Below are 20,110 nucleotides of genomic sequence, written 5' to 3'. Positions count from 1 at the left end.
CACGATCACGAGGTTCGCCCATGCAGTTCGTACACCGGGTATGGCACTCGCTGCCCGTCGCCGGCATGGAGATCGACGGTACCGATGCGGGTGAAGCCCGCTTTGGCAAGAACGCGGCCGGAGGCAGGGTTGTCGGGGTGGTGCTTGGCTTCCAGACGCGCAACTGCGGCTTCGGCGAAGACAACTGGGACGAACTGCCGTACGGCGTCGGTGGCATGGCCACGCCCCCAGGTGTCCTCGCGCAGAATGTAGCTGAGGGCGGCGGTGCATTCGTCCTGTCGGCGGCATTTGACGAGGCCGATGAGGTCGTCGGCCAGGGTGATGCCGAGACTCCAATGATCGCGGGGTTTTGCGTGGTCCTGGTCACGGATTTTCGCCAGGAGTACGGCGGCGTCCTCGACGGGCATCTGGTACCCCTCGCCGTGGGTGAAGCGGACCGAGGCCCCGCTATAGATGCGCGCCACAAAGGGAGCATCATCGTGGGTCAGCCCTCTCAGCTCGACCATGCGGCCACCTCGGCGGCGGTGGGGCGCTGGGCGGGATCCGGGGCCAGGCATGCCTCGATCAACGCTTCCAGAGCCGGAAACGCCCACGGCTGGACGTCCGGGCGAGCGTGTAGCTTGCCCTCCGCCACAGCGCGGAGCTTGTCGGCGCGCGGGGTGTCGTCCTCGTATACGCCCGGACGGTGCCCGGTCCAGCACCAGAACAACGAGGCGCCCAGACCCCAGATATCGGCGGGCGGTCCAGCCTGTACGTGGACATCGGCGGCGGTAGCAAGGATGGCGTCGGCGATTTCAGGGGCGGTGGTGTGCGTCAGCGCCCCCCGGTAGGGCAGGCGGGCGGTGTCTGGGCCGCAGGCGAGGGCGTAGTCGATCAGGTGAGCCCCGCCGTCGGGGGTGACGAGCGTGTTGGTGGGCTGTACGTCGGCGTGGGCCCACCCGGCGGCGTGTATCGGGGCGAGGCGAGCGGCCCACGTCTGCGCCACGCGCAGGATCAGGGCTCGGTTGGCCACAGTGTTCCCGGTGTCCTCGCGGGTGGGAGCCAGAGCGTGCCAGAGCGGTGCGCCATCGACCCACTGCACCGCCAGCCACCGCCCGCTCTCCCACGCACCGGCATCGATTCGGTAGGCGCAGTGGACCGCGCCGGCCTGGGCCAGGACCTGGAGGTGGTGGTCTTCCTGCGCCATCTCCCGGGCCTTGTCACGGGAATTGGCGCTTTCAGGTGCATTGGCCTTCAGCGCCAGGGCCACCCCGAGCGCCGTGATCTTCCACGCCCGGGAGCCCCGCCTGTCGCTCAGTAGACCGTGGACGACTGTCCCGAACCGCTGCTCCAGGGCTTCTACTGCTTCGGCAGGAGGTGCTGCGCCCATCGTTTGATCTCCGTCCAGTCGTGTCCGATGCCCTCGAGGACGTCCGGGCCGTCGTCGAGCGCTGCCAACAGTGCGGCTGCCAAATCTGGTGTCGCGTCGAGGAAACGCTGGTCACGGAGCTGTACCGCTACCCGCACGGGAACGAACGTGAGCAGAGGTGTCCGGCCGGGAGCTGGCAGTGCGCGCATTAGGTTCTGCGGGTGGTGTCGAGGGTCTGGGTGGGGTTGAGTTCAGCGGCCGGCCTGCCGTTTCCGAGGAGCGCGAGCACCAAGGCCGGGTCACCTTCGTACGTGATGGCGTCTTCTTCCGGTCCAGGGGGCTCGAACCGTGCGGCAAACCGTTCGAGGTCGTGTTCTTCGAACCGGATATCAGCCGGGCCTCCCGTCACGTTCCGCTCCCTGACCCGGTCCCACAGCTGCGCATGTGTAGCGGGCAGGTGCAGCATCAGCGGCACGCCGGCGGCCGCGGTGATGGTCTGCCGCCATTCCTCTCGCTCGGCCCGGGTCCACAGGCCGTGGTCGAGAACAACGTCATGGCCCTCCCCCAACAGGGCGCCCACCCGGGCTCGGATCTCCACGAGCACCGGGCGCTCCCGGACGGTGAAGGTCCCGCGCGGGTAGTCCACACCGTAGATCCCGTACCGTCGGTACATCTCCTCATCCGTGCACAGTCGGACCAGCCCAGCCCTGGCGAGCGCCTCAGCCAGGTAGGTCTTGCCCGAGCCGGGTAGCCCCGCCATCAGGATGCAGCGCGGCGCGCTCCCGGCACTCGGTTCGTTCCGGAAGTGATTTCCGTCGAGCGTGGTCTCGCTGCTGGTGGGGCTCGTGGTGGTCTCCTCGTTCACGGTGTCGAGTTCGCCTGTCGGTGCTGAACCCACGCCCGGCCTGCCTCAGCGGCTCGGGTCCTGTAGGCGCGGAGCTCCGTTGTTCCCTGCTGGGTGCGGCTGATCCAGTAGTCGGTGAGAGCTTCGGCGATGGCGTCGATCCCGGTAGGGGGTGCGCTCTGGTAGGCGGGGGCCCAAGCGGCCCATCGTTCGGCGTTGGCGGGGGTGTGGCCGGTAAGGATGAGCTGCGGGATGAGGAGTGCGATGTCTGCCCACGCGGGGCCGCGGTGGGGCCATGCCCAGTCGAGGAGGGTGATGGTGTCGTCAGGGGTGACGAGGAGGTTGTCGGCGCGGAGGTCGCAGTGCAGCAGGGTGTCACCATGCCCGTATTCCTTGGGTAGGGGGCGGCCGCTGAAGATCGGGCTGTCCGCGAGCGGCGGGGCAGAGGAAAGGGGACATGGGGTGAGTGCTGCGTGTGCGTGACTCAGGGTCTCGGTCAGGGTGTGCAGGTCCGGTGATCCGGGGGCGAGGTCGGGGTGCCGGCCTGTGACGTAGTCGAAAGCGAGCGCGACCCAGCCGTGCGCCTCGGCCGCTGTGAGCAGCGCCGGGCCGATACCGGCGGGCAGGGTCCGGGCAGCTGCCATCTCGGTGCGGTACATCTCGGCGGCCGGGTCATCGGCGGGGATCGCCTTGACGAACACCGGGCCGCGGGCGGTGTCGATCCGGACGCGGACCCCCGAGGTGTAGCCGCCAGTCACGGGGAGCGGCATGCCGGTCGTCGCGAGGTCGTGCCTAAGGCGGTCCCTCAGGGAGGCGGGCAGGTCATTCCAGTGGCGTGCGGTCATCCGTCGATTCTCGCTGCCGGCACTGGCTGTGTTGGCTGTGAATGCGTTCCGACGAGGCACGCGAGTTGGGGGTGGACGTGTCGGGCGAGGAGGGTGGCGCCGAGCTCGGTGAGATGGACGCCGTCCGTCCACAGCGAGAGGCCGGGCGGGAGGTTCTCGGCCGCGTTCTGGAATGCCTGTTGCACGTCCACGTAGCGGGCCCCAGCGGATGCGGCCGCGGCCGCGGCGATCGTGTTGTACGCGGCCACAGTGTTGTTCATCTCGGTCACTGCGCCCAGATCGACGGCTCCGGCCCCCACCGCCGTCTCACCGATGCAGAGCACCTCCTTGCTGGCGGAGACGAGCACATCGAGGGTCCGCGCGTACAGGTCGGCGAATTCCTCCGGCCCGACGCCCTCCGCTTCTCTGCCGGCCTGATGGGCGCGCCACACGTCGTTGATGCCGCAGCCGATGACCGCGACGTCGTACGGGGCCCCGTCGGCCTTCACGGTGTCGTGCACGATTCGGTGCACGTCGCGGATCGTTGCTCCGCCCTGAGCCCGGTTGTCGTGCTCGAAGAGCATGCCTGGATGGTCGGCCTGGAGCGCCAACGCTACGAGGTACGGGTAGCCGCGCCGTTGCCACGCTTCCACGGTCACCGTCGCGCCGACCGGCGGGAGCCGGGTCTGGTCCGACATCGCAGCCACGTGGGCCTGCAGGTGTTCCATGATGCTGGTCCCGAACCAGCCGACCCGCACGGTGCGCCCGCGGGTGAGGTGCTCACCCATGGGTCGTGCCTTCGGAGGCAGTCGCGGACGGACTGGCCTGGGCGCCGCGGGGCCAGGCGTACTCGCTGTACGCGACACCATCGGCGATGTGCTGCAGGGCGATGCCGAGGTACGGGGCCATAGGCTCAGGGAGGTTGGTGGCCTTGTGCCACTCCCAGCCCTGGCACTTGTCCGGCTCCGGGTTACCGATCTGGCCGTGCCAGCGGTCGACCTCGAAGAAGAACGCGATCCGTCGCGACCCGGCGTGAGTGGAGACGTGGTGCATCAGGTGCACGAACCGTACGTCGCCGGGATGGACGGTGGCGCCGGTCTCCTCGGTGAACTCCCGGGCCACCGCCATCGTGGCGGGTTCGTGGTCCTCCATCAGCCCGGCCGGTACCTGGTACATGTCGGGGAACACCGGCTGACTACTACGGCGTCCCATCAGGATCTCGTCGCCCTGGCGGACGATCAGGTGGACGTCGGCGTAGTGAGCGGTGTAAGTGCGGCCGGACCCGGCGGTCTTCTCAGGCATGGCTCTCCTCCGATCGTCAAGGCCGGTCACGCTACAGCGCCTGTCCGTAGCTGGCAGCCGATTTCTGTCACCGACACTCTCCCCGAGGCCCGTCGGTCAGCGGATGTCTCGCAGCTCGTGCGGCAGCAGCGATCCCACCCAGCAGTCCCGCAGGGCGCCTTGAGACAAGGAGCGGAGCCTCAGAGTTCCTTCCATCTGGAATCCGGCCTTGGACGCGACCGCCCGGGACGCTTCGTTGCCGACGTTCGCCGACCAGGTGATGACCGGCAGCCCGAGGTCTTCAAAGCCCCAGCGGCAGACTCTGGTGACGGCGCTTCGGTGGCGATGCCGCGGCCGCGGACTGCCTTGCCGATCCAGTAGCCGATGCTCGGCGCGGTCTGCTGCCCGGTGTTGGCGTTGCGCACGAACCGCTCGACGTCGCCACTGGCGTAGGGGCTCGGCACGGTGGTGTTCCGCTGGATCTCCAAGCCCTGCAGCTCGGTGGTAACCCAGTCGGTATCGCCTGACTCGGGCCATGCGGCTACTCTCTGCTATCTTCTGTTGCTGTTAGTGATCAGTGAGGGGATATCGGTGGTCACCCATGTAACGTTGCCGGGAGATCCGGCCCGGCTGTCGCGCCTGCAGCAAGTGTCGCCGGACCTGGCCGACGACTACATGACACTCGAGCTGTTGGCAGCTGGACTCGCCGGGATCCAGGTCAACCAGCAGAAGGCGCTGTGGAGCTCTCCTCAGCCCTCGGCGGACCCCATGGGGCTCCCTGCAGCGTGGACTGCTGGCGTGAAGCGCCTGCTGTGGAGGGCGCTGGAGGACGGCAGTCGCGAGCTGACGTCACATGCGGACGTCTTCCGTTGGTGCCGAGTACCTCTGAAGCGTTGGCCCCTAGCGCTACGTATCGCACAGAGCGATCTCGAGCTTCTCCTGATCGAGAACGGCCGGCCGTCCGCCTTCACCGAACAAGCCGCGCAGCTCCACCTGTCCAGTGATCCCGAAGCGGAGCTGGTCGAGAATCGGTGTTACGAGCTCATGATCACCGTGGCGGACCGGAACGGGCAGACCGAGCGAGATGTCCAGGGCAACTACGTTCACCTCCGGGGCTTCCTGACAAAGTACGCGGTGGCTTCCGACATCGACCTGCTGGGGCTAATTCGGGCTTTCCCCGCCAAGGACGCCAACGGGCAACCATGGGTCAAGCGCTGGTTCATGCAGTGCTACAGGGCCCTGCCGGCAAACGGCGCCGTCGTACTCAGCTTCTGTGACGGCTGTGGAAACCTGCTGACCGATCCCTGTAGCTGCGGCACACCAGGATGCGCGGGGAAGCCCGTCATCCGCACCGTGGCGACAATGTCGGAATATTTTGCACAAAACCGCGCAGTTCGACGGTTCTTCTACGATCCCGGGCTCGCGGAGCAGCGCATCTTCGCGGCCCTAGAGCCAGCCTTCGGAGAGCGCCTCCACCTCTGGTGGGGCATGGACGCGGTGGACGCGGCAATCGACTTCGAGAACACCGGGAAGATGGGCGTCGGCGAGTGGTGGGCTGCTGACGTCAAGGATCACGCCAGCGCCACCCTCCTGGGGCGGTCCTTCCGCTGGAACCCGCGTGCCGCGTCAAAGCGGCGGATCCTCGTGATCGCGCAGCACCGCTTCGAGCAACCTGGCTACGTCGACGACCTCACTACATCGCTGCAAGGGCGCGTCCAGGGCGTTGAGATCATGAGCGAGGCAGCATTTGTCGCCGCTGCGCTAGCTCGCGACGGACGGCAATCCCGGTGACGCGGGAGACCGAGGGCTGGCTGGAAGGGCTGGAGAACAAGGCGTCGTCGTCAGGCGTGGCTGAGGCCATTGAGTTCCTGCCGGTCCGTGAGTTCTTCCGCGTCGAACTCGGGCTGTACTTCCTGTCAAAGTACGCGCCCGGCGAGCCGGCCACCCTTCTGCGCAAGATCCTCGACGGGTACGCCCTGACGGGTGCCGACACCGAGACCGTGGTGCGCAACGTGCGTCGCCGCATGGGTCCAACGGCGCGCGGTGGGCAATGGAGGCTGCGCCTTAACGACTACTGCAAGGTGCCCGCTCATCTACGGTTGTTCGAACTCGACCAGGACGCCGGGACGCGGGTGGTTCACGGCAGCGTGTTTCGCCGGCGCGGGAGCTCCAAGCTGCCGGAGCGGGAACAGGCATACCAGGATGCGATGTCGGCGCCCGTGGCCTACAGGCTGGAGAAGGCCCATGCGCCGGCATCCCCAGGGATGAGGGTGCGGTTCAAGCGGGCAGACGGCAGCATGATTCGGCTCCGGATTCCCGACTGGCTGGACGCTGCTCCGCCTGAGCTTCGTTTGGAACCGAAGACACGCAGGATCAGACGTCCGTTCCCGCAGCTCACGGAGGATGACTTCCGTCAAGCGGCCAAGGAGATGGACCAACGGCTCAGCTGCAGCGAGCGATACCGCACGGAGAACTTCACAGGCCGCGTGGAGAAGATGGTCTTCTCTCGAACAGACCGCGAGGCGGGCCGCCTGACTGACGGCCTTGGCATCTTCACCATCGACGGGATCGCGCAAGTCGTCGGGCTGATGAACTCGGGCAAGACCACCTTCAACGATGTTCTGGTCAAGATCTGCACCGATCGTGGGCTCAAGGTCGGCTACCTGGTCTCGTCAGTCGGGAACGCCCTGGACAAGGTCAGGTTCTTCCGTGCCTTGGGCATCGACGCCGTTCCGCTGATCGGCCGCACGAACCGTCAGATGCACATCGCACGATACTGGGACGATCTCCTCTACGTGCCTGACAGCGGCCAGATGCCACCGCTCCCTGACGGACACGACGAGGCGGCTGACTTCACAACCGACGTTTGCCTGCTGGAAACTCTTCTGGAGCCATCAGGCCCGGTGGCCCAGCCTCTTGCCCTGAACGAGCGCCCCTGTCGGGACAAGCTCCGTGTCGACACGTCGGGCAAGCGCGCGCAGGTGGTCGATTGCCCTCTGCTCGCCGTGTGTCCGGCGCAGGCAGCCGTGCGGCGTGTCCCGAGAGCGCAGGTGTGGGTGGCCACCCCTGCCGCACTTCTCGCCAGTAAAGCGGAGCCCGCCTCGTACAACACACAGTGGATCATTCCCGCCGCGCACGAACTCGACCTCCTCGTGGCCGACGAGGCCGACCAGGTGATGACGCAGTTCGACAAGAAGTTCATGCACCACGAGCCGCTGACCAGACCCGAGGGGTGGAGCAGCCGAATTGCGGTGGCCTGGCACGAGGGGCTGGCCCACACCTCGTACCGGCCGCTGGCCTACCGGCAGGGACGTCGCTATCAGCAGTACGCGACTTACCACGCCCAGGCCCTGGCCGGCTTGCTGCCCTTGCTCATGGGGCCGTCCGCTGAAGGACAAGAGGGCCAAGACGCGAGCAAAGAGCTGTTGACCGAGGTGACCACCGACGGCCCGTTCAGCGGACACACGCTGCTCATGCAGCTCGCCCGGGCTCTGCACGGCATCACCAGCCGAGTCGAGGAGCAACAGCACTCAGACCTGTGGGAACGAGCCGAGGAATACTTCCAAGCTCACTTCTCCCGGCTCGTCCAAGAGCCCTTCGGCTCTCCTCTCCCCGATCTGAAGTCACTGATCGACACCATGACCTCCGGTTACAACACTGAGGCGAACGCGGAGGACGTAGCCCAGGACTGGCTCACGCACCACATCCCTGAGGGCATGCCCCACCCCGGAGACCGCCTGGCCGAGTTCGCGCGACTCCTGATCGCGGGCTGCTGGAGCGCACGCGTCACGACCACCGTGTTCGAGCTCTCCACCATGCAGGAATCCCTCCGGGCCCTCATGTCCGTGGAAGACACGAACAACCTGATGGCCCACCAGCCCCAGCCGGAGCTGCTCGCGGTTGTCCCCGAGCAGCCGATGGGCAACATGATGGCTCTCCAATGGACGCCTGACCTCAAACAGGTCGGAGGATCACTGGACCTGCTATGGCTGAGGGGGGTAGGGCGGTGGCTGCTTTACCACCTGCACGACATGCTCGCGTGCGAAGGGATTGAAGGCCCGCATGTGCTGTTGTCGTCCGCAACGAGCTACAACCCGCTGTCTGCCCGCTACCACATCGACATCCTTCCCACCCTGATTCTGCGAGAGCCGGCCGATTGCGCCGCGGCGATCCGGGAAAGCCGGTTCTACACCCGTCCCCGCCGACGCCCTGGTCATGAACGCGGCATCTTCGTGTCGGGGGCCGGTGGGCGCAGCGCGCGCCAAGCCGCTGTACGGGCCATGACCGATGCGGTCTGTACCCCTGACCCTGGGGCGGCCCAGTCTCTGCTGGAGCAAGTACTTCAAGGGTGCAACCCTGACCGCCGAAGGGCTCTGTTCGTGGTGCTGAGCACCGAGGACGCAGCCACCAGTGCCCACTACATGAACACCCGCACATCAGTGCGTGCCGTGCATGTCGTACCCGACCGCCAGGCTCCTGGGCTCTACGGCCTCAACCACCGGCGCATCTCTGCCTTTCCCAGCACCGATGCCGACGTGATGGCGGCAGCTGAGGGCTCTGCCGGCCGCGGCCACAACATGCTCAACAAGCAGGGAGTCGCGGCGATCCAAGCCATCTTCTACCTGGCGCGCCTTCACCCACCACCGACCGATCTCTCCTTCCCCCTCGCTGTCCTCAACTCCCAGGCGATGCACCGGTTGTTGGCTCCCATCCGGTGCGGCGATCCCGGCACCGATGCGGCACGCGAGATGAGGAAGCTCGCCTTCGGGGCCCGCAGCACCTGGGCCACGATGATGGGACGCCCCCTCAACTTCCGCTCCATGAAGGACGACTACCTCCGCGATGCCTTCGTCACGGACCAGGGCTCCACCCTGTACCAGACCACGGGGCGAGGACTGCGCGGCAACGTGCCCGTCCAGGTCTACCTCCTTGACGCGGCATTCGCCCCGCGCGCGGCCGATCCACGCGACACGACGTCCGACACCGCACGCACCAGCGTGCTGGTCGCCTGCCGAGAACTCACGCACCGGATGCTCGCCGACCCGGGACCGGCAGCCGATGCCGACGCACGCCTCAACCACCAGATCTTCACCGCCGTGTGGGGACTGCTGGGGCACCTCCTCGACACCATTGACTGGGGATGACGCATATGAACGAAGCCGACAGCACCGAAGCAGAGACCGATAAGAGGAAGCCGCCGCCTCGCTACGACCACATCATCACGCCCGGGTTCGTGGCACGTCCCGGCGCCAAACTTCCAGTCACCGTACATACGGCGGCCTTCCCTCCGGCCCTGTTGGCCCGCATTCAGCGCGCTTGGAACAGCAACCCAAAGGCACGCTCGCCGTATCTGCCGACCTACGCCCTGCGCGAGTTGGTGGAACAGGTGGAGCCCGCCATCCTCGCGGTCGAAGGGCGCCTGGAAGACGGGCCTTGGCTGCACGCTCTACACCGGCCCCACAACGAACTCCCGCTACAACTCGCTCTGGAGTTCTGGATCACCACTCACGTCGCCCCACACCAGGACGACGTCGACTGGCCCACCCTCGTCAAGCAGGCCATGCCACTGGACTGGGCCCAGAGCGAGGTCGACCTGCTGGCCCGGGGCCGCGCCGCCAACGGAACAGCAATGCCACACAGCCGCACATTCTCGCTGCTCGCCACGTACGTCGCTGGCTGCTGGGTGGACGACAAGCTCGCGCTGCCCGGCCACACCGCCACTGGCTTCTCAGTCCTCGGCCCCCTGACCGACCGCGGCGAACGCAGCATCTACAGCTGGCCGCCCCGAGAACTCAACGACGACGGCGCCTACGGGCTATGGACCCACCGGACCGCGCTGCGCGTGGTCTCCATGCCCCACGACGACCGACTCATCCTCCGGGCCGTACCGCACATCGCCCGGTTCGGTGGTGCCCAGCCGGCCTACATCCCCCGCCGGGGCGATGGTCCACCGTCAGCGACCATCTTGCTCTACCTGGCCAAGGGCGCACTGCGCGATATCGAACGTCCCATGCTGCTCCGCGCGCCCGTAACGGTCACCGGCAAGAAGGAGGACATGCGGTGGCACTGGCAGCCAGGCATCGCCCGGATCCTGCCCTCGCTCCCCTCCAGCCGCCACTACCCCAACCCCAACGAGGTCCGCGTCGACCCCCGTCACGCCGCCGGCATCACCCGCAGCGACCGTGACGCCGATGACCCCATCGCCATGCTGCTGCACGCCAACGGCTACACCTACATCACCCGAACCGACCTCTCTGACGAGCCAACGGCATTCAACACGCACGGCCACCCCGCGGATACCGGCCTCCAGCCCATCGACCACCTCACCCTCTTCGAACACCTCAAAGAGCCACTGGCGGAGCTCGGCTTCGACCCCCTCCCCGCCCTCGACAAGACATCGCAACGCCGGGCCCCCCGGCTCACCCCCGCACGACAAGACGCCGAATACCACATTGAACTCTGGCATTGCGCCCCGAAGACATACCAAGCCGTCCACCTCGCGCTTACCAGGCTCCTGAACTACAAGCACCTCGGTGAACGCACCGCAGAGCCCGGCGTCCACGACTACGTTGGGCCCACCAAGATCACGCTGCTGCTACGCAACCCGGGAACTCTCGTCTCAGGCTTGCCCAGGCCGCCAGCACAGGCAGAGACAGAAGCCCGCAAGGCACACCGGAAGCAGGTACGGGAGCAGCGCGCCGAAGCCGTGCGCAAGGAGTTCCCCGAAGCCCATCGCGTCATCGGCTGCCTCGTGGAGATCGACAAGCCCGTCAACTTCGCCATGGCCGGAGAAGAGGACCCCAAACGGTTCCTGAAGGACAACCTGCCGCAGCTGAACCGGCACGTGCAATGCCTGCACCCGGTCACCGCCTCGCCGAAGCCCAATGCAAAGAGCGCGGGATTGAAGCCCTTCGAGGACAGCGACATCCGCTGCGAAGACGTGCAGCGCGCCGCCTCATCGGTGAAGGACCTGCTGCGCTCGCTCGGACATCTGCCCCGCCTGCCCACGCCCCTCGGCGTCAGGGGAAGATTCGAGCTGGCCACCGTGCACATCGCCTACTCGGGCCAGTGGATGATCCCCTTCGTGCTGCGGATGGACACCGACGGAAACACGACCGCCCAACTCGTCGGGTCAGCAAGCCAGCCACAGGAAGTGCCCATCCCCCTTGAGGAGCTTCCCCGAGCATTCACGTCCGGACGAGGGCGGATGCGGCGACGGGACCGAGCCCAGCTCACCGACTTCATCACCCAGGCACTCGCGCTCGACTGCCACACGGAGCGGCTCTTCCTCGCCCGCGCCCAGACTCTACGCAACAAGGAGGTGTGGCCCTGGCTGCAGAACCCCCACATCACCCCGGACGTCCTCCAGCTCCCCGGCGAAGAGTGCTCCAACCCGCACCTGACGGCAGGTCGCCACCCGAAGGATCTCCCAGGGCTGCGCATCGTCCGCATCAACGAGGAGCCCTACGAGATCCCTCTGGCCTTCGGCGCCAACCTCGACGACGAACCCGACGACCTCGCCAACGACACCCCACTCGACAAGGCCATCGACCACGAGCCGTGCCCGGAAGTCGCTCCCGCTGCAGCCGACCTGCCATACAAGGAGTGGGGCAGGTACTCCGGCGTCGTCCCGTGGAACGATCACACCTTCCTGGCGATCAACCCCCGGTCCGACACCCACCAGCTTCCCAAGACCGTCTCCAAGTACGCAGGTGAGGACCAGAACGCCACCCGTCACGGCGCCAACCCCACTTCCCTTGACATCCACGTCTCGTTCCGGCAACCGCGGGACCGCGCCGCCGACCTGGCGGCGTACGTGAACAACCTGCGCCGGTGCCACCTCCACACGGACACCCCCACGCGCCTGCCGCTGCTACTGCACCTGGCCAAGCTCATGGAGGAATACATCGGCTGACCCGGATAGTCACGCACGCTCAACAACTCCCGCGCTGTGCCTGACCTCCTCCGAAGGATCAGCTGCTGAGAGCACCACGTCCACAGGTTCCTTCCCCGCACAGCACGGCCGAGGCATCGGGGTCGACCTCGCGGGGATGCCGGGCATCACGCCGTGCGCGTCTCCGCCTGCTCTGTGACGGACCCACGGACATGGTCCACCGTCAGCACTGAGTGTCCTTGCCGCGCTCCCGGCGGCGCGGAGCGTAGGAGCGGATGCGCGGATAGCCAAACCGGGCATCCGCTGGATCATTGGCGATCCACCGCCACTCCCTGACTGTCCCGTCGAGAGGCAACACCACGAGCCCAGCCGACCTCATACCGAGACCGTCCACGCATCGCGACGGCGCCCAAGCGCCGGGCGCAGGCCAGTCATGTCGCGGCGTAGCTGAGGCGGAAGTAGTCAGCCGCCCGCTCCAGATCCCGCTCGGACTGGAGCTGGAGCTCCAGGTCGCCAGTGCCGTGGTGGCCGAGGCTCGTCACGTCCCGTGCGAAGCCGGGGACAAGGTCCACGGTCGCCGGGTCGGCCTTGAGGTAGACCAGCACCTTGGCCTTTTGCGGCGGGCACAGGCAGGCGTAGTTCCGCAGCCGCTGGTAGGCCGTGTAGGTCTTGTTCTCGACCTTGGTAATGTCCTCGCCGAGCCCGAGCAGGGCCTCGTCGACCGCTTCGGCCAGCTCCGCCATGGCCCCGTCGGCCGTCGCAGTGCGCTGTGCCTTGGCCGTGCCCCGACGTCGACCTGCCTTCGGCGCGGCCGTGCGGCCGGCGACCGAGGCCAGGGTCTCCAGACCGAAGTGGTCCTCGCCGAAGAAGCGATAACGGACCAGGTCGATGGAGTGCCGGTGCTCGCGCACCGCGTGCACGTCGTAGCGGGTGAAGTCGCCAGCCACGCAGATCAGCCTCGGCGCACTCCAAAGCACCCGCGACGCCATATCGGCGCCGAGTCGGTCGCGCACCAGGTACCGGAAGGCATCGCGGTGGTCCATCAGCCAGGCCATATAGAACAGGCCCTGGTTGATCACGCCCGCGTCGGTCCCGCGCTTGTACTCCACGATCACCGGGGCACCGTTCTCGTCGATGCCCAGCGAGTCGATCCGCCCGCCGTGCACCGGGCCAGTGCTGTACTCGCTCGCCAGGAACCGGACCCCCAGCATCGTCTCCATGTGCGCCTCGACGAGGTCCTGCACATCCGCCTCGACCTCAGCCAGCTGCGGCGCGACCTCCGTCACGCCGCTTCTCGTGTTGAACAGCTTCAGGCCCGACACCTCCCCTCCTTGACTCCGCACACTGCAACAGCGGACGAAGCAAGATTGTTTCCAGGAAGGTCTCGCAGTGGAACGGAATGGGCGCGGCCGAAGCCGGCAGAGGAAATGCCGGACGCGGAGTGCGGATGGGCGCCGTGTCGGCTCGAACGCGTGCGCCGCGAGCGGCAGCGGGACCTGGAGAGCCGGGGCGGCACGCTGATGGCACTGTTTCTTCTGCGCGAAGGTCATGGGGCCCTACGCCGATCCGGAAGACCGTTGGCTGGAGCCTGCGCGCCTCATGCCGAAGCAGGCCGTGGCGGAGTTTAGGCGGCGGGAGCGACTACGCGGGCAGGCCCGAGATCAGGCGGTGGCCGACTCGGGAGGTTCCACGCCCGTGAGTTCCCGGGCACGCTCGCGCAGATGCGGGGCAAGTTCCTGGTACCAACCGCAGCCTACAGCTTGGAGCATTTCGGCGAGGGCAACGAGTTCCCCGATGCGGCCGACGGGCCTCTCCAGAATCTCAGCGAACTCCTTGCGCACCCGCTCGGCGACGGCAGGGACACGCAGGCTGTTGACATACAGCATGGCGGGGTCGTAGCCAACGGGGACGGCGCCCCAGCGCTCCCAGTCCAGCAGCACGATCGGGTGACCGGTGAGGTTCGCCCACTGCATGTCGCCGTGGCCGGTGACGCGTTCGGTCAGGGCGGGCGCGGGGATGCCGAGGAACTGGGGGAACACCCTGTCGGCCCATTCCTGCCGGATCGTGGTCCGAGGCGGCTCGGCGTCGCTGAGGGCGTCCAGGCTCTCCCGCAGCGTTGCCCACCAGGCATCGGGCAGGTGCGGGTCCTCGGCGAGATCGGGCGTTTCTGGCGAGATCACCGGCTGCGGGATGTAGTCGATCAGCTCCCCCTCGAAGACGTACGGGTTGGCCTCCCAGCGGTGCAGCCCGTGCAAGTGCGGGCGGGACACCACATTGGAGATTCGTTCCTCGGCGATCACGATGCCCTCGGTCATCGCGGCTGACGCCTTGGCGATATCCCCGCAGTGGACGCGCAGCCACTGGTCATCGGTCGTGCGGGAGCCGATGGTGCGGCCGAGCCAGCCCCAGGAGACCCGTCCGGTCGTGGCGGTGCCGAAGTGCTCGGTGGCACGGGCCAGGGCATGCTCCATGCGGCCTTGGGTCTCATCATCCTTGGGCGAGTACATCGGTGCCCTTCCTCAACTGGTCGGGACCGAGCGGGTCGGCGGCGGCCTGCTGCGCGGCGGCCCAGTGCTCGGAGGTGCTGGCGGATACCAGTACCACGTCCAGAATCGGACAGAAGACGGCGGCGAGTAGACAGGAGGCGGCCGGGGAAGCCCACCTCGCCGAGGCTGCAGGACGCCGCTGCGACGACCGCTGCAGGGGTTGTCGGCTTCCTACAAGCGGTAGCACCCAGGCGATCAGATTCTCAGTCCGGCCCTTGCGGAGCGCAGGGGGCAACCCGACCGGCACGTAGCCGGGAACAACTTCCAGGCAAGCGCCGATCGCCGACGGAGTCGATTCGACGTCTGCACCTGCCCGAAGCCTCACCTGATGCAGCGTCAGAAAAGTCAGCATTGGGTCAGCATTCGTAGACACACACCCACCCACGGACGCCCATGGAAGGGGAAGGCCCCGCACCCTCGAAGGGCCAGCGCGGGCCGTGATCGAAAGCGCGGAGGCTTCAACAATCGGAAGGCACGCGACCCATGCCCTGAAGGACCGCCTGCCTCCAGTTATCGCAGGTCAGCGCGCTCGGCCGCGTGGTTTGAGGTGGGTAGGGGGCAGGTCAGGAGCCGGAAGTGGAGGGCCGTCATACCCCTTCACCTCGCCGAATCTGGTCCCACTCAGCCAGTCCTCGCGGGCCTGTGCGATATCCTCGTGGGACCGGCCAATCCAGTTCCAGAACATGACGATCTCCTCCTCGAAGGGCTCGCCGCCCAGGAGCATCACCGACGCGTCCGCGGACGCGCGCAACGGGAGGTCGGTGCGGCCGCAGCCGAGGTAGAGCATCGAGCCGGACTGCACCGGGACGCCGTCGACGTGCGCCTCGCCGGACATCGCGAGGACCGCGTACTCGAAGTCGGGGTCCAGCGGCAACCGCAGGTCGGCGCCCGCGGTGAGGCTGAGGTCGGCCCCGACGATCGGGGTGTACGTCGTACCAGGCGAGGCGGCGCCGTCGAGGGAACCCAGGATCACCGTGGCGTCGAGGCCGGCTGCCGTGACGCGGGGCAGCTCGGCGTGGTGCTGGAAGTGCGGCTCGACGTGCCGGTGGGCGTCCGGCAGCGCCACCCACAGCTGCGCGCCGTGCAGGAAGCGGGCGTGGGACTTCGGGCTCTCCTCCGAGTGGCTGATCGCGCGGCCCGAGGTCATCAGGCCGAGCTCGCGGGGGCGCACGGTCTGCAGGCTGCCGACGCTGTCGCGGTGCAGCACCTCGCCCTCGTGGAGCCAGCTGACCGTCTGCAGGCCCATGTGGGGGTGCGGGGGCACCTGCATGCCGGGCTCGTCGGCGATGTCGTCGGGCCCGTAGTGGTCGACGAAGCACCAGGCACCCACCATGCGGCGCCCCAGGTTCGGGAGCAGTCGGCGGACCTCGGTGGACTCGCCGAGCTTGACGTGACGCGGCGTGAGGAGTTCGCGTACGGGCTCCGCGACGACGAAGCCGCGGCCGCCGCAGACCGAGAGGCTGGCCTGGCGATCGAGATTGCTCATGTCCCACAACCTAAACCCGCGGGGGGCGGACCCGGGGCGAGTACCGCACTCGCGACCGGCGCCACTTTTAGTGGAATGTTCAAGCTTCTGGTCGTGTTGCAGGGGCGGAACGGAACGAACGACGGAAGGACGGCTGAGCGGCGATGACCGGGGCCATGGCGTACTACGAGCACGGGACGGCGGCGGAGCGCTGGACGCGGGCCCAGCTGTTCTTCGAGGCCAAGGAGTACGCGAACGCCGCGCGCGTGCTGTCGGGGCTGGCCGCGGAGGTTCCCGAGCAGCTGGCACCGCGGCTGCTGCTGGCCCGCGCCTACTACCACTCGGCCCAGCTGGGCCGGGCGGAGACCGAGCTGCGGGAGATCCTGGAGCGCTGGCCGGTGGAGGACTACGCCCAGCTGCTGCTCGGGCGGACGCTGGAGCGGCGGGGGCGGGTCGCGGAGGCCGCGCCGTACCTGCGGATCGCCGCGGCGATGGCGGGCGACTTCGGCGAGGAGTGACGCGTCGAGCACGCCCGGCCTCGGATAGCCTGGGCACACGATGACTGGCACCGCTGAAGACCGTTTGACCGCCCCCTGGGGCACGTACCGGCTCACCCGCTTCCCCGAGGACCCCCGCGACCGGCTGCGCGCCTGGGACGCCGCGGACGAGTACCTGCTCCGGCACCTCGACGAGGGCACCGGGGAGGTGGGGCCGGTCGACGTGGCGGGCCGCGCCGTGACCGTGCTCGGCGACCGCTGGGGCGCCCTGGTGACGGCCCTGGCGGGCCGGGCCGGCACCCTCACGCAGATCACCGACTCGTACCTGACCCAGCGCGCCACCCGCGCCAACCTCGACCGCGCCGGGGTCGCCCCGGACGCGGTACGGCTGCTCAGCACCCAGGACGCCCCGCCCGAGCGGATCGACGTCCTGGTCGTGCGGGTGCCCAAGAGCCTCGCCCTGCTCGAGGACCAGCTGTGTCGGCTGGCCCCGAGCCTGCACGCGGGCTCCGTCGTGGTCGGCACGGGCATGGTCAAGGACATCCACACCTCGACGCTCAAGCTGTTCGAGACGATCCTGGGCCCCACCCGCACCTCGCTCGCCGAGCGCAAGGCGCGGCTGATCTTCACCGCCCCGGAACTCCAGGAGGAGGAGCCGGCCAACCCGTGGCCGCTCACCTACACCCTCGGTCCCGAGGCCGGCGCCGGGCCCGCCGAGGGCCTGACGGTGACCAACCACGGCGGGGTGTTCTGCGCCGACCGGCTCGACATCGGCACCCGCTTCCTGCTCGCCCACCTGCCGCCGTGGCGCGGCCCCGGCCTGATCGCGGACCTGGGCTGCGGGAACGGCGTGGTCGGCACGGCGCTGGCCAAGCACAGCCCCGAGGTGGACGTGATCTTCACGGACGAGTCGTACCAGGCGGTCGCGTCCGCCGAGGCGACGTACCGTGCGAACGCCTCCCGCCGTCCGGGTCTCGCCCAGTTCGTGGTGGGCGACGGGCTCGCGGACGTGGCGCCGGGCACGGTGGACGCGGTGCTGAACAACCCGCCCTTCCACTCCCACCAGGCCACCACCGACGCGACGGCCTGGCGGATGTTCAGCCAGTCGCGGCGCGCCCTGCGCAAGGGCGGGGAGCTGTGGGTGATCGGCAACCGGCACCTGGGCTACCACCTGAAGCTGCGGCGGCTCTTCGGGAACTGCGAACTGGTCGCGAGCGACCCGAAGTTCGTGGTGCTGCGGGCGGTCAAGGACCGCTAGCAGGTCCGACGGGGCGGTGGCCGGCCGGGGCGATGCCGCGCCGCCCCGCCCCGTGCCGTGCCGTGACCGGGGTTCGGCGTACCGCCGTGCCGGTCACGGCACAGTCAAGATCGGCGCACGGGGCTGCACCCGGCGGGGGCCGGTCCCCCAGGATGCCCCCATGACGCCACCGCCCCCGCCGTCTCCGTGGCCCCCGCCGTCCCCGTCGCCTCAACCGTTTCCACCGTCCCCGCCGGCTCCGCCATCGCGCCAACTCACCGTGCGCGGTGACGGGTTCCTGCGCGGCGGCCGGCCGCACCGGATCGTCTCCGCCGCCGTCCACTACTTCCGGGTCCGGCCGGAGCTCTGGCACGACCGGCTGCTGCGGCTGCGCGCGATGGGCGTCAACACCGTCGAGACGTACGTCGCCTGGAACTACCACCAACCCGCCCCCGACCGGGCCGACTTCGCGGGCGACCGGGACGTGGCCGCGTTCGTGCGCACCGCGGACGAGCTCGGCCTGGACGTGATCCTGCGGCCCGGCCCGTACATCTGCGCCGAGTGGGAGGGCGGCGGCCTGCCGGGGTGGCTGGTGGCCGACCCGGCCGTGCGCCCGCGCCGCCGCAACGTTCCGTACCTGGCCGCCGTGGACGCCTGGTTCGACCTGCTGGTCCCCCGCCTGCTGCCGCTGCTGGCCTCCCGCGGCGGGCCGGTGGTGGCCGTGGCGGTGGAGAACGAGTACGGCAGCTACGGCAACGACACCGGCTACCTGGAGCACCTGCGCGCGGGCCTGGTCCGGCGCGGGGTGGACTGCCTGCTGTTCACCGCCGACGGCGCGGCGGACGGCTTCCAGCTCGGCGGCCGGCTGCCGGGCCTCCTCACCACGGGTACGTTCGGCTCGCGACCGGACTCCTCGCTGGCGTGCCTGCGCCGCCACCAGGGCCCCGGGCCGCTGGTGTGCGCGGAGTACTGGCACGGCTGGTTCGACCACTGGGGCGGCCCGCACCGCACCCGGGACGCCCGGGAGGCCGCCGAGGTGCTGGACGCGCTGCTCTCGGCCGGGGCCTCGGTCAACGTCTACATGGGGCACGGCGGCACCAACTTCGGCTGGTGGAACGGCGCCAACCACGAGGGGGGCCGCTTCCTGCCCGACACCACGAGCTACGACTACGACGCCCCGGTGGGCGAGGCGGGCGAGCTCACCGAGAAGTTCCACCTCTTCCGTGCGGTGATAGCCCGTCACACCGGTCCGGTGGAGCACCCGTTGCCGCCGGAGCCGGCCCGGCTGGCGCCCCGTACGGTGCCGGTCGCCGGCAGCGTCGGCCTGCTCGACTCGCTCGGCGCCCTGGCCGAGGTGCACGCCCGGCCGGACATCGAGCCCATGGAGGCCTTCGGGCAGAACCTCGGGCTCGTCCACTACCGGACCCGGCTGCGCGGCCCGCTCGGCGCGGCGCGGCTGTACGTCGACGGGCTCGCGGACCGGGCGCAGGTCTTCCTCGACGGGGTCCCGCTGGGCGTCCTGGACCGGAACCGGCCGGACGAGTCGCTCGCCGTGCGCGTCCCGGAGGGCGGGGCGGTGCTGGACCTGCTCGTGGAGAACATGGGGCGGATCACCTACGGGCCGCTGCTGGCCGACCGCAAGGGCGTCACGGGCGGGGTGCGGCTGGACAACCAGTACCAGTTCGGCTGGGAGGTCCGGCCGCTGCCGCTGGACGACCTGGGCGGGCTGGAGTTCGGGCGGCCCACGGTACCGGCGGGACCGACGGCCGGCGAGGCCCCGGCCCCCGACCGGGACGCGGCGACCGACCGGGGCGCGGCCTCCGGCCAGCCGGCGGGCGGCGACGGTAGGGCCACCGGGTCTCCCGCCTTCCACCGGCTGGAGGTCGAGATCGCCGAGCCCGCGGACGGCTTCCTCGCCCTGCCCGGCTGGACCAAGGGCACCGTGTGGCTGAACGGCTTCGCCCTGGGGCGGTACTGGGACCGCGGCCCGCAGCGCACCCTGTACGCCCCGGCCCCGCTGTGGCGGCCGGGGCGCAACGAGCTCGTCGTCCTCGAACTCCACCGCCCCGGGCGGGAAGTGGAGGTGCGCGACCGGCCTGACCTCGGGCCGACGGAGGCCGCAGACATCCCCGAGTGGTGAGTCCCGCGCCGGCCCCCCGTCCCGTACCGGCCCG

At 68.9% G+C, this 20,110-nt stretch carries 17 protein-coding genes; 6 read left to right on the top strand and 11 right to left on the bottom strand.

Translation table 11 applies throughout. The features are described from left to right. Positions 1-5: 5 nt before the first annotated feature. The 8 genes from ACIQCH_RS02810 to ACIQCH_RS02775 all read right to left on the bottom strand — a co-directional run bounded on the left by ACIQCH_RS02810 (position 6) and on the right by ACIQCH_RS02775 (position 4,834). A complete protein-coding gene (locus ACIQCH_RS02810) occupies positions 6-506 on the bottom strand; it encodes a GNAT family N-acetyltransferase (protein ID WP_402577210.1) in 501 nt (166 codons plus the stop codon). After that, positions 494-1,369 (bottom strand): protein kinase, encoded by an 876-nt coding sequence (locus ACIQCH_RS02805; RefSeq protein WP_402577208.1) that lies wholly within the window; start codon positions 1,367-1,369, stop codon positions 494-496. Before ACIQCH_RS02805 ends, ACIQCH_RS02810 begins: the two co-directional genes overlap by 13 nt. After that, the gene (locus ACIQCH_RS02800; protein ID WP_402577206.1) at positions 1,339-1,506 is read right to left on the bottom strand and encodes a hypothetical protein; all 168 of its coding nucleotides are present in this window, start codon (positions 1,504-1,506) and stop codon (positions 1,339-1,341) included. Before ACIQCH_RS02800 ends, ACIQCH_RS02805 begins: the two co-directional genes overlap by 31 nt. 50 nt (positions 1,507-1,556) lie before the next feature. Then, a complete protein-coding gene (locus ACIQCH_RS02795; RefSeq protein WP_402577204.1) occupies positions 1,557-2,213 on the bottom strand; it encodes an AAA family ATPase in 657 nt (218 codons plus the stop codon). Continuing rightward, positions 2,210-3,037, bottom strand: coding sequence for a hypothetical protein (locus ACIQCH_RS02790; protein ID WP_402577202.1), 828 nt, complete (start codon positions 3,035-3,037; stop codon positions 2,210-2,212). The genes ACIQCH_RS02795 and ACIQCH_RS02790 overlap by 4 nt, the downstream gene beginning before the upstream one ends. Then, positions 3,034-3,804, bottom strand: coding sequence for a GDSL-type esterase/lipase family protein (locus ACIQCH_RS02785; protein WP_402577200.1), 771 nt, complete (start codon positions 3,802-3,804; stop codon positions 3,034-3,036). The genes ACIQCH_RS02790 and ACIQCH_RS02785 overlap by 4 nt, the downstream gene beginning before the upstream one ends. After that, positions 3,797-4,318, bottom strand: coding sequence for an NUDIX domain-containing protein (locus ACIQCH_RS02780; protein ID WP_402577199.1), 522 nt, complete (start codon positions 4,316-4,318; stop codon positions 3,797-3,799). Before ACIQCH_RS02780 ends, ACIQCH_RS02785 begins: the two co-directional genes overlap by 8 nt. A gap of 96 nt (positions 4,319-4,414) precedes the next feature. Continuing rightward, positions 4,415-4,834 carry a GNAT family N-acetyltransferase gene (locus ACIQCH_RS02775; protein WP_402577197.1) on the bottom strand — a complete coding sequence of 140 codons (420 nt, stop codon included), beginning with the start codon at positions 4,832-4,834 and terminating at the stop codon, positions 4,415-4,417. 33 nt (positions 4,835-4,867) lie between these two features. Here ACIQCH_RS02775 and ACIQCH_RS02770 point away from each other — a divergent pair, with 33 nt between their 5' ends. The 3 genes from ACIQCH_RS02770 to ACIQCH_RS02760 are packed head-to-tail and all read left to right on the top strand — an operon-like array spanning position 4,868 to position 12,212. Continuing rightward, positions 4,868-6,088, top strand: coding sequence for a hypothetical protein (locus ACIQCH_RS02770; protein WP_402577646.1), 1,221 nt, complete (start codon positions 4,868-4,870; stop codon positions 6,086-6,088). Then, positions 6,085-9,441, top strand: a complete 3,357-nt coding sequence (locus ACIQCH_RS02765; protein WP_402577195.1) for a hypothetical protein — start codon at positions 6,085-6,087, stop codon at positions 9,439-9,441. Before ACIQCH_RS02770 ends, ACIQCH_RS02765 begins: the two co-directional genes overlap by 4 nt. A 5-nt stretch (positions 9,442-9,446) precedes the next feature. After that, the gene (locus ACIQCH_RS02760) at positions 9,447-12,212 is read left to right on the top strand and encodes an RNaseH domain-containing protein (protein WP_402577193.1); all 2,766 of its coding nucleotides are present in this window, start codon (positions 9,447-9,449) and stop codon (positions 12,210-12,212) included. A 410-nt stretch (positions 12,213-12,622) separates the two neighbouring features. Here the strand turns inward: ACIQCH_RS02760 and ACIQCH_RS02755 are convergent, their stop codons facing one another. From ACIQCH_RS02755 to ACIQCH_RS02745, 3 genes are all read right to left on the bottom strand, one after another. Next, complete coding sequence (locus ACIQCH_RS02755; RefSeq protein ID WP_402577191.1) at positions 12,623-13,513, bottom strand: DUF5655 domain-containing protein; 891 nt, start codon at positions 13,511-13,513, stop codon at positions 12,623-12,625. Between the two features lie 339 nt (positions 13,514-13,852). Further along, a complete protein-coding gene (locus tag ACIQCH_RS02750; protein ID WP_402577189.1) occupies positions 13,853-14,698 on the bottom strand; it encodes a hypothetical protein in 846 nt (281 codons plus the stop codon). A 559-nt stretch (positions 14,699-15,257) separates the two neighbouring features. Then, positions 15,258-16,223, bottom strand: coding sequence for a pirin family protein (locus ACIQCH_RS02745; RefSeq protein WP_402577187.1), 966 nt, complete (start codon positions 16,221-16,223; stop codon positions 15,258-15,260). Between the two features lie 143 nt (positions 16,224-16,366). On the opposite strand from ACIQCH_RS02745, the gene ACIQCH_RS02740 reads away from it, so the two are divergent. From ACIQCH_RS02740 to ACIQCH_RS02730, 3 genes are all read left to right on the top strand, one after another. Continuing rightward, positions 16,367-16,720, top strand: a complete 354-nt coding sequence (locus ACIQCH_RS02740; RefSeq protein ID WP_402577185.1) for a tetratricopeptide repeat protein — start codon at positions 16,367-16,369, stop codon at positions 16,718-16,720. Positions 16,721-16,784: 64 nt separating this feature from the next. Next, positions 16,785-17,957 carry a methyltransferase gene (locus tag ACIQCH_RS02735; protein ID WP_402577644.1) on the top strand — a complete coding sequence of 391 codons (1,173 nt, stop codon included), beginning with the start codon at positions 16,785-16,787 and terminating at the stop codon, positions 17,955-17,957. A 259-nt stretch (positions 17,958-18,216) separates the two neighbouring features. Beyond that, the gene (locus ACIQCH_RS02730) at positions 18,217-20,076 is read left to right on the top strand and encodes a beta-galactosidase family protein (RefSeq protein WP_402577183.1); all 1,860 of its coding nucleotides are present in this window, start codon (positions 18,217-18,219) and stop codon (positions 20,074-20,076) included. Positions 20,077-20,110: the final 34 nt, after the last annotated feature.

The organism is Streptomyces sp. NPDC093225, from assembly GCF_044753805.1.
Classification (GTDB): domain Bacteria; phylum Actinomycetota; class Actinomycetes; order Streptomycetales; family Streptomycetaceae; genus Streptomyces.
This window is presented reverse-complemented; position numbering and strand designations above follow the sequence as displayed.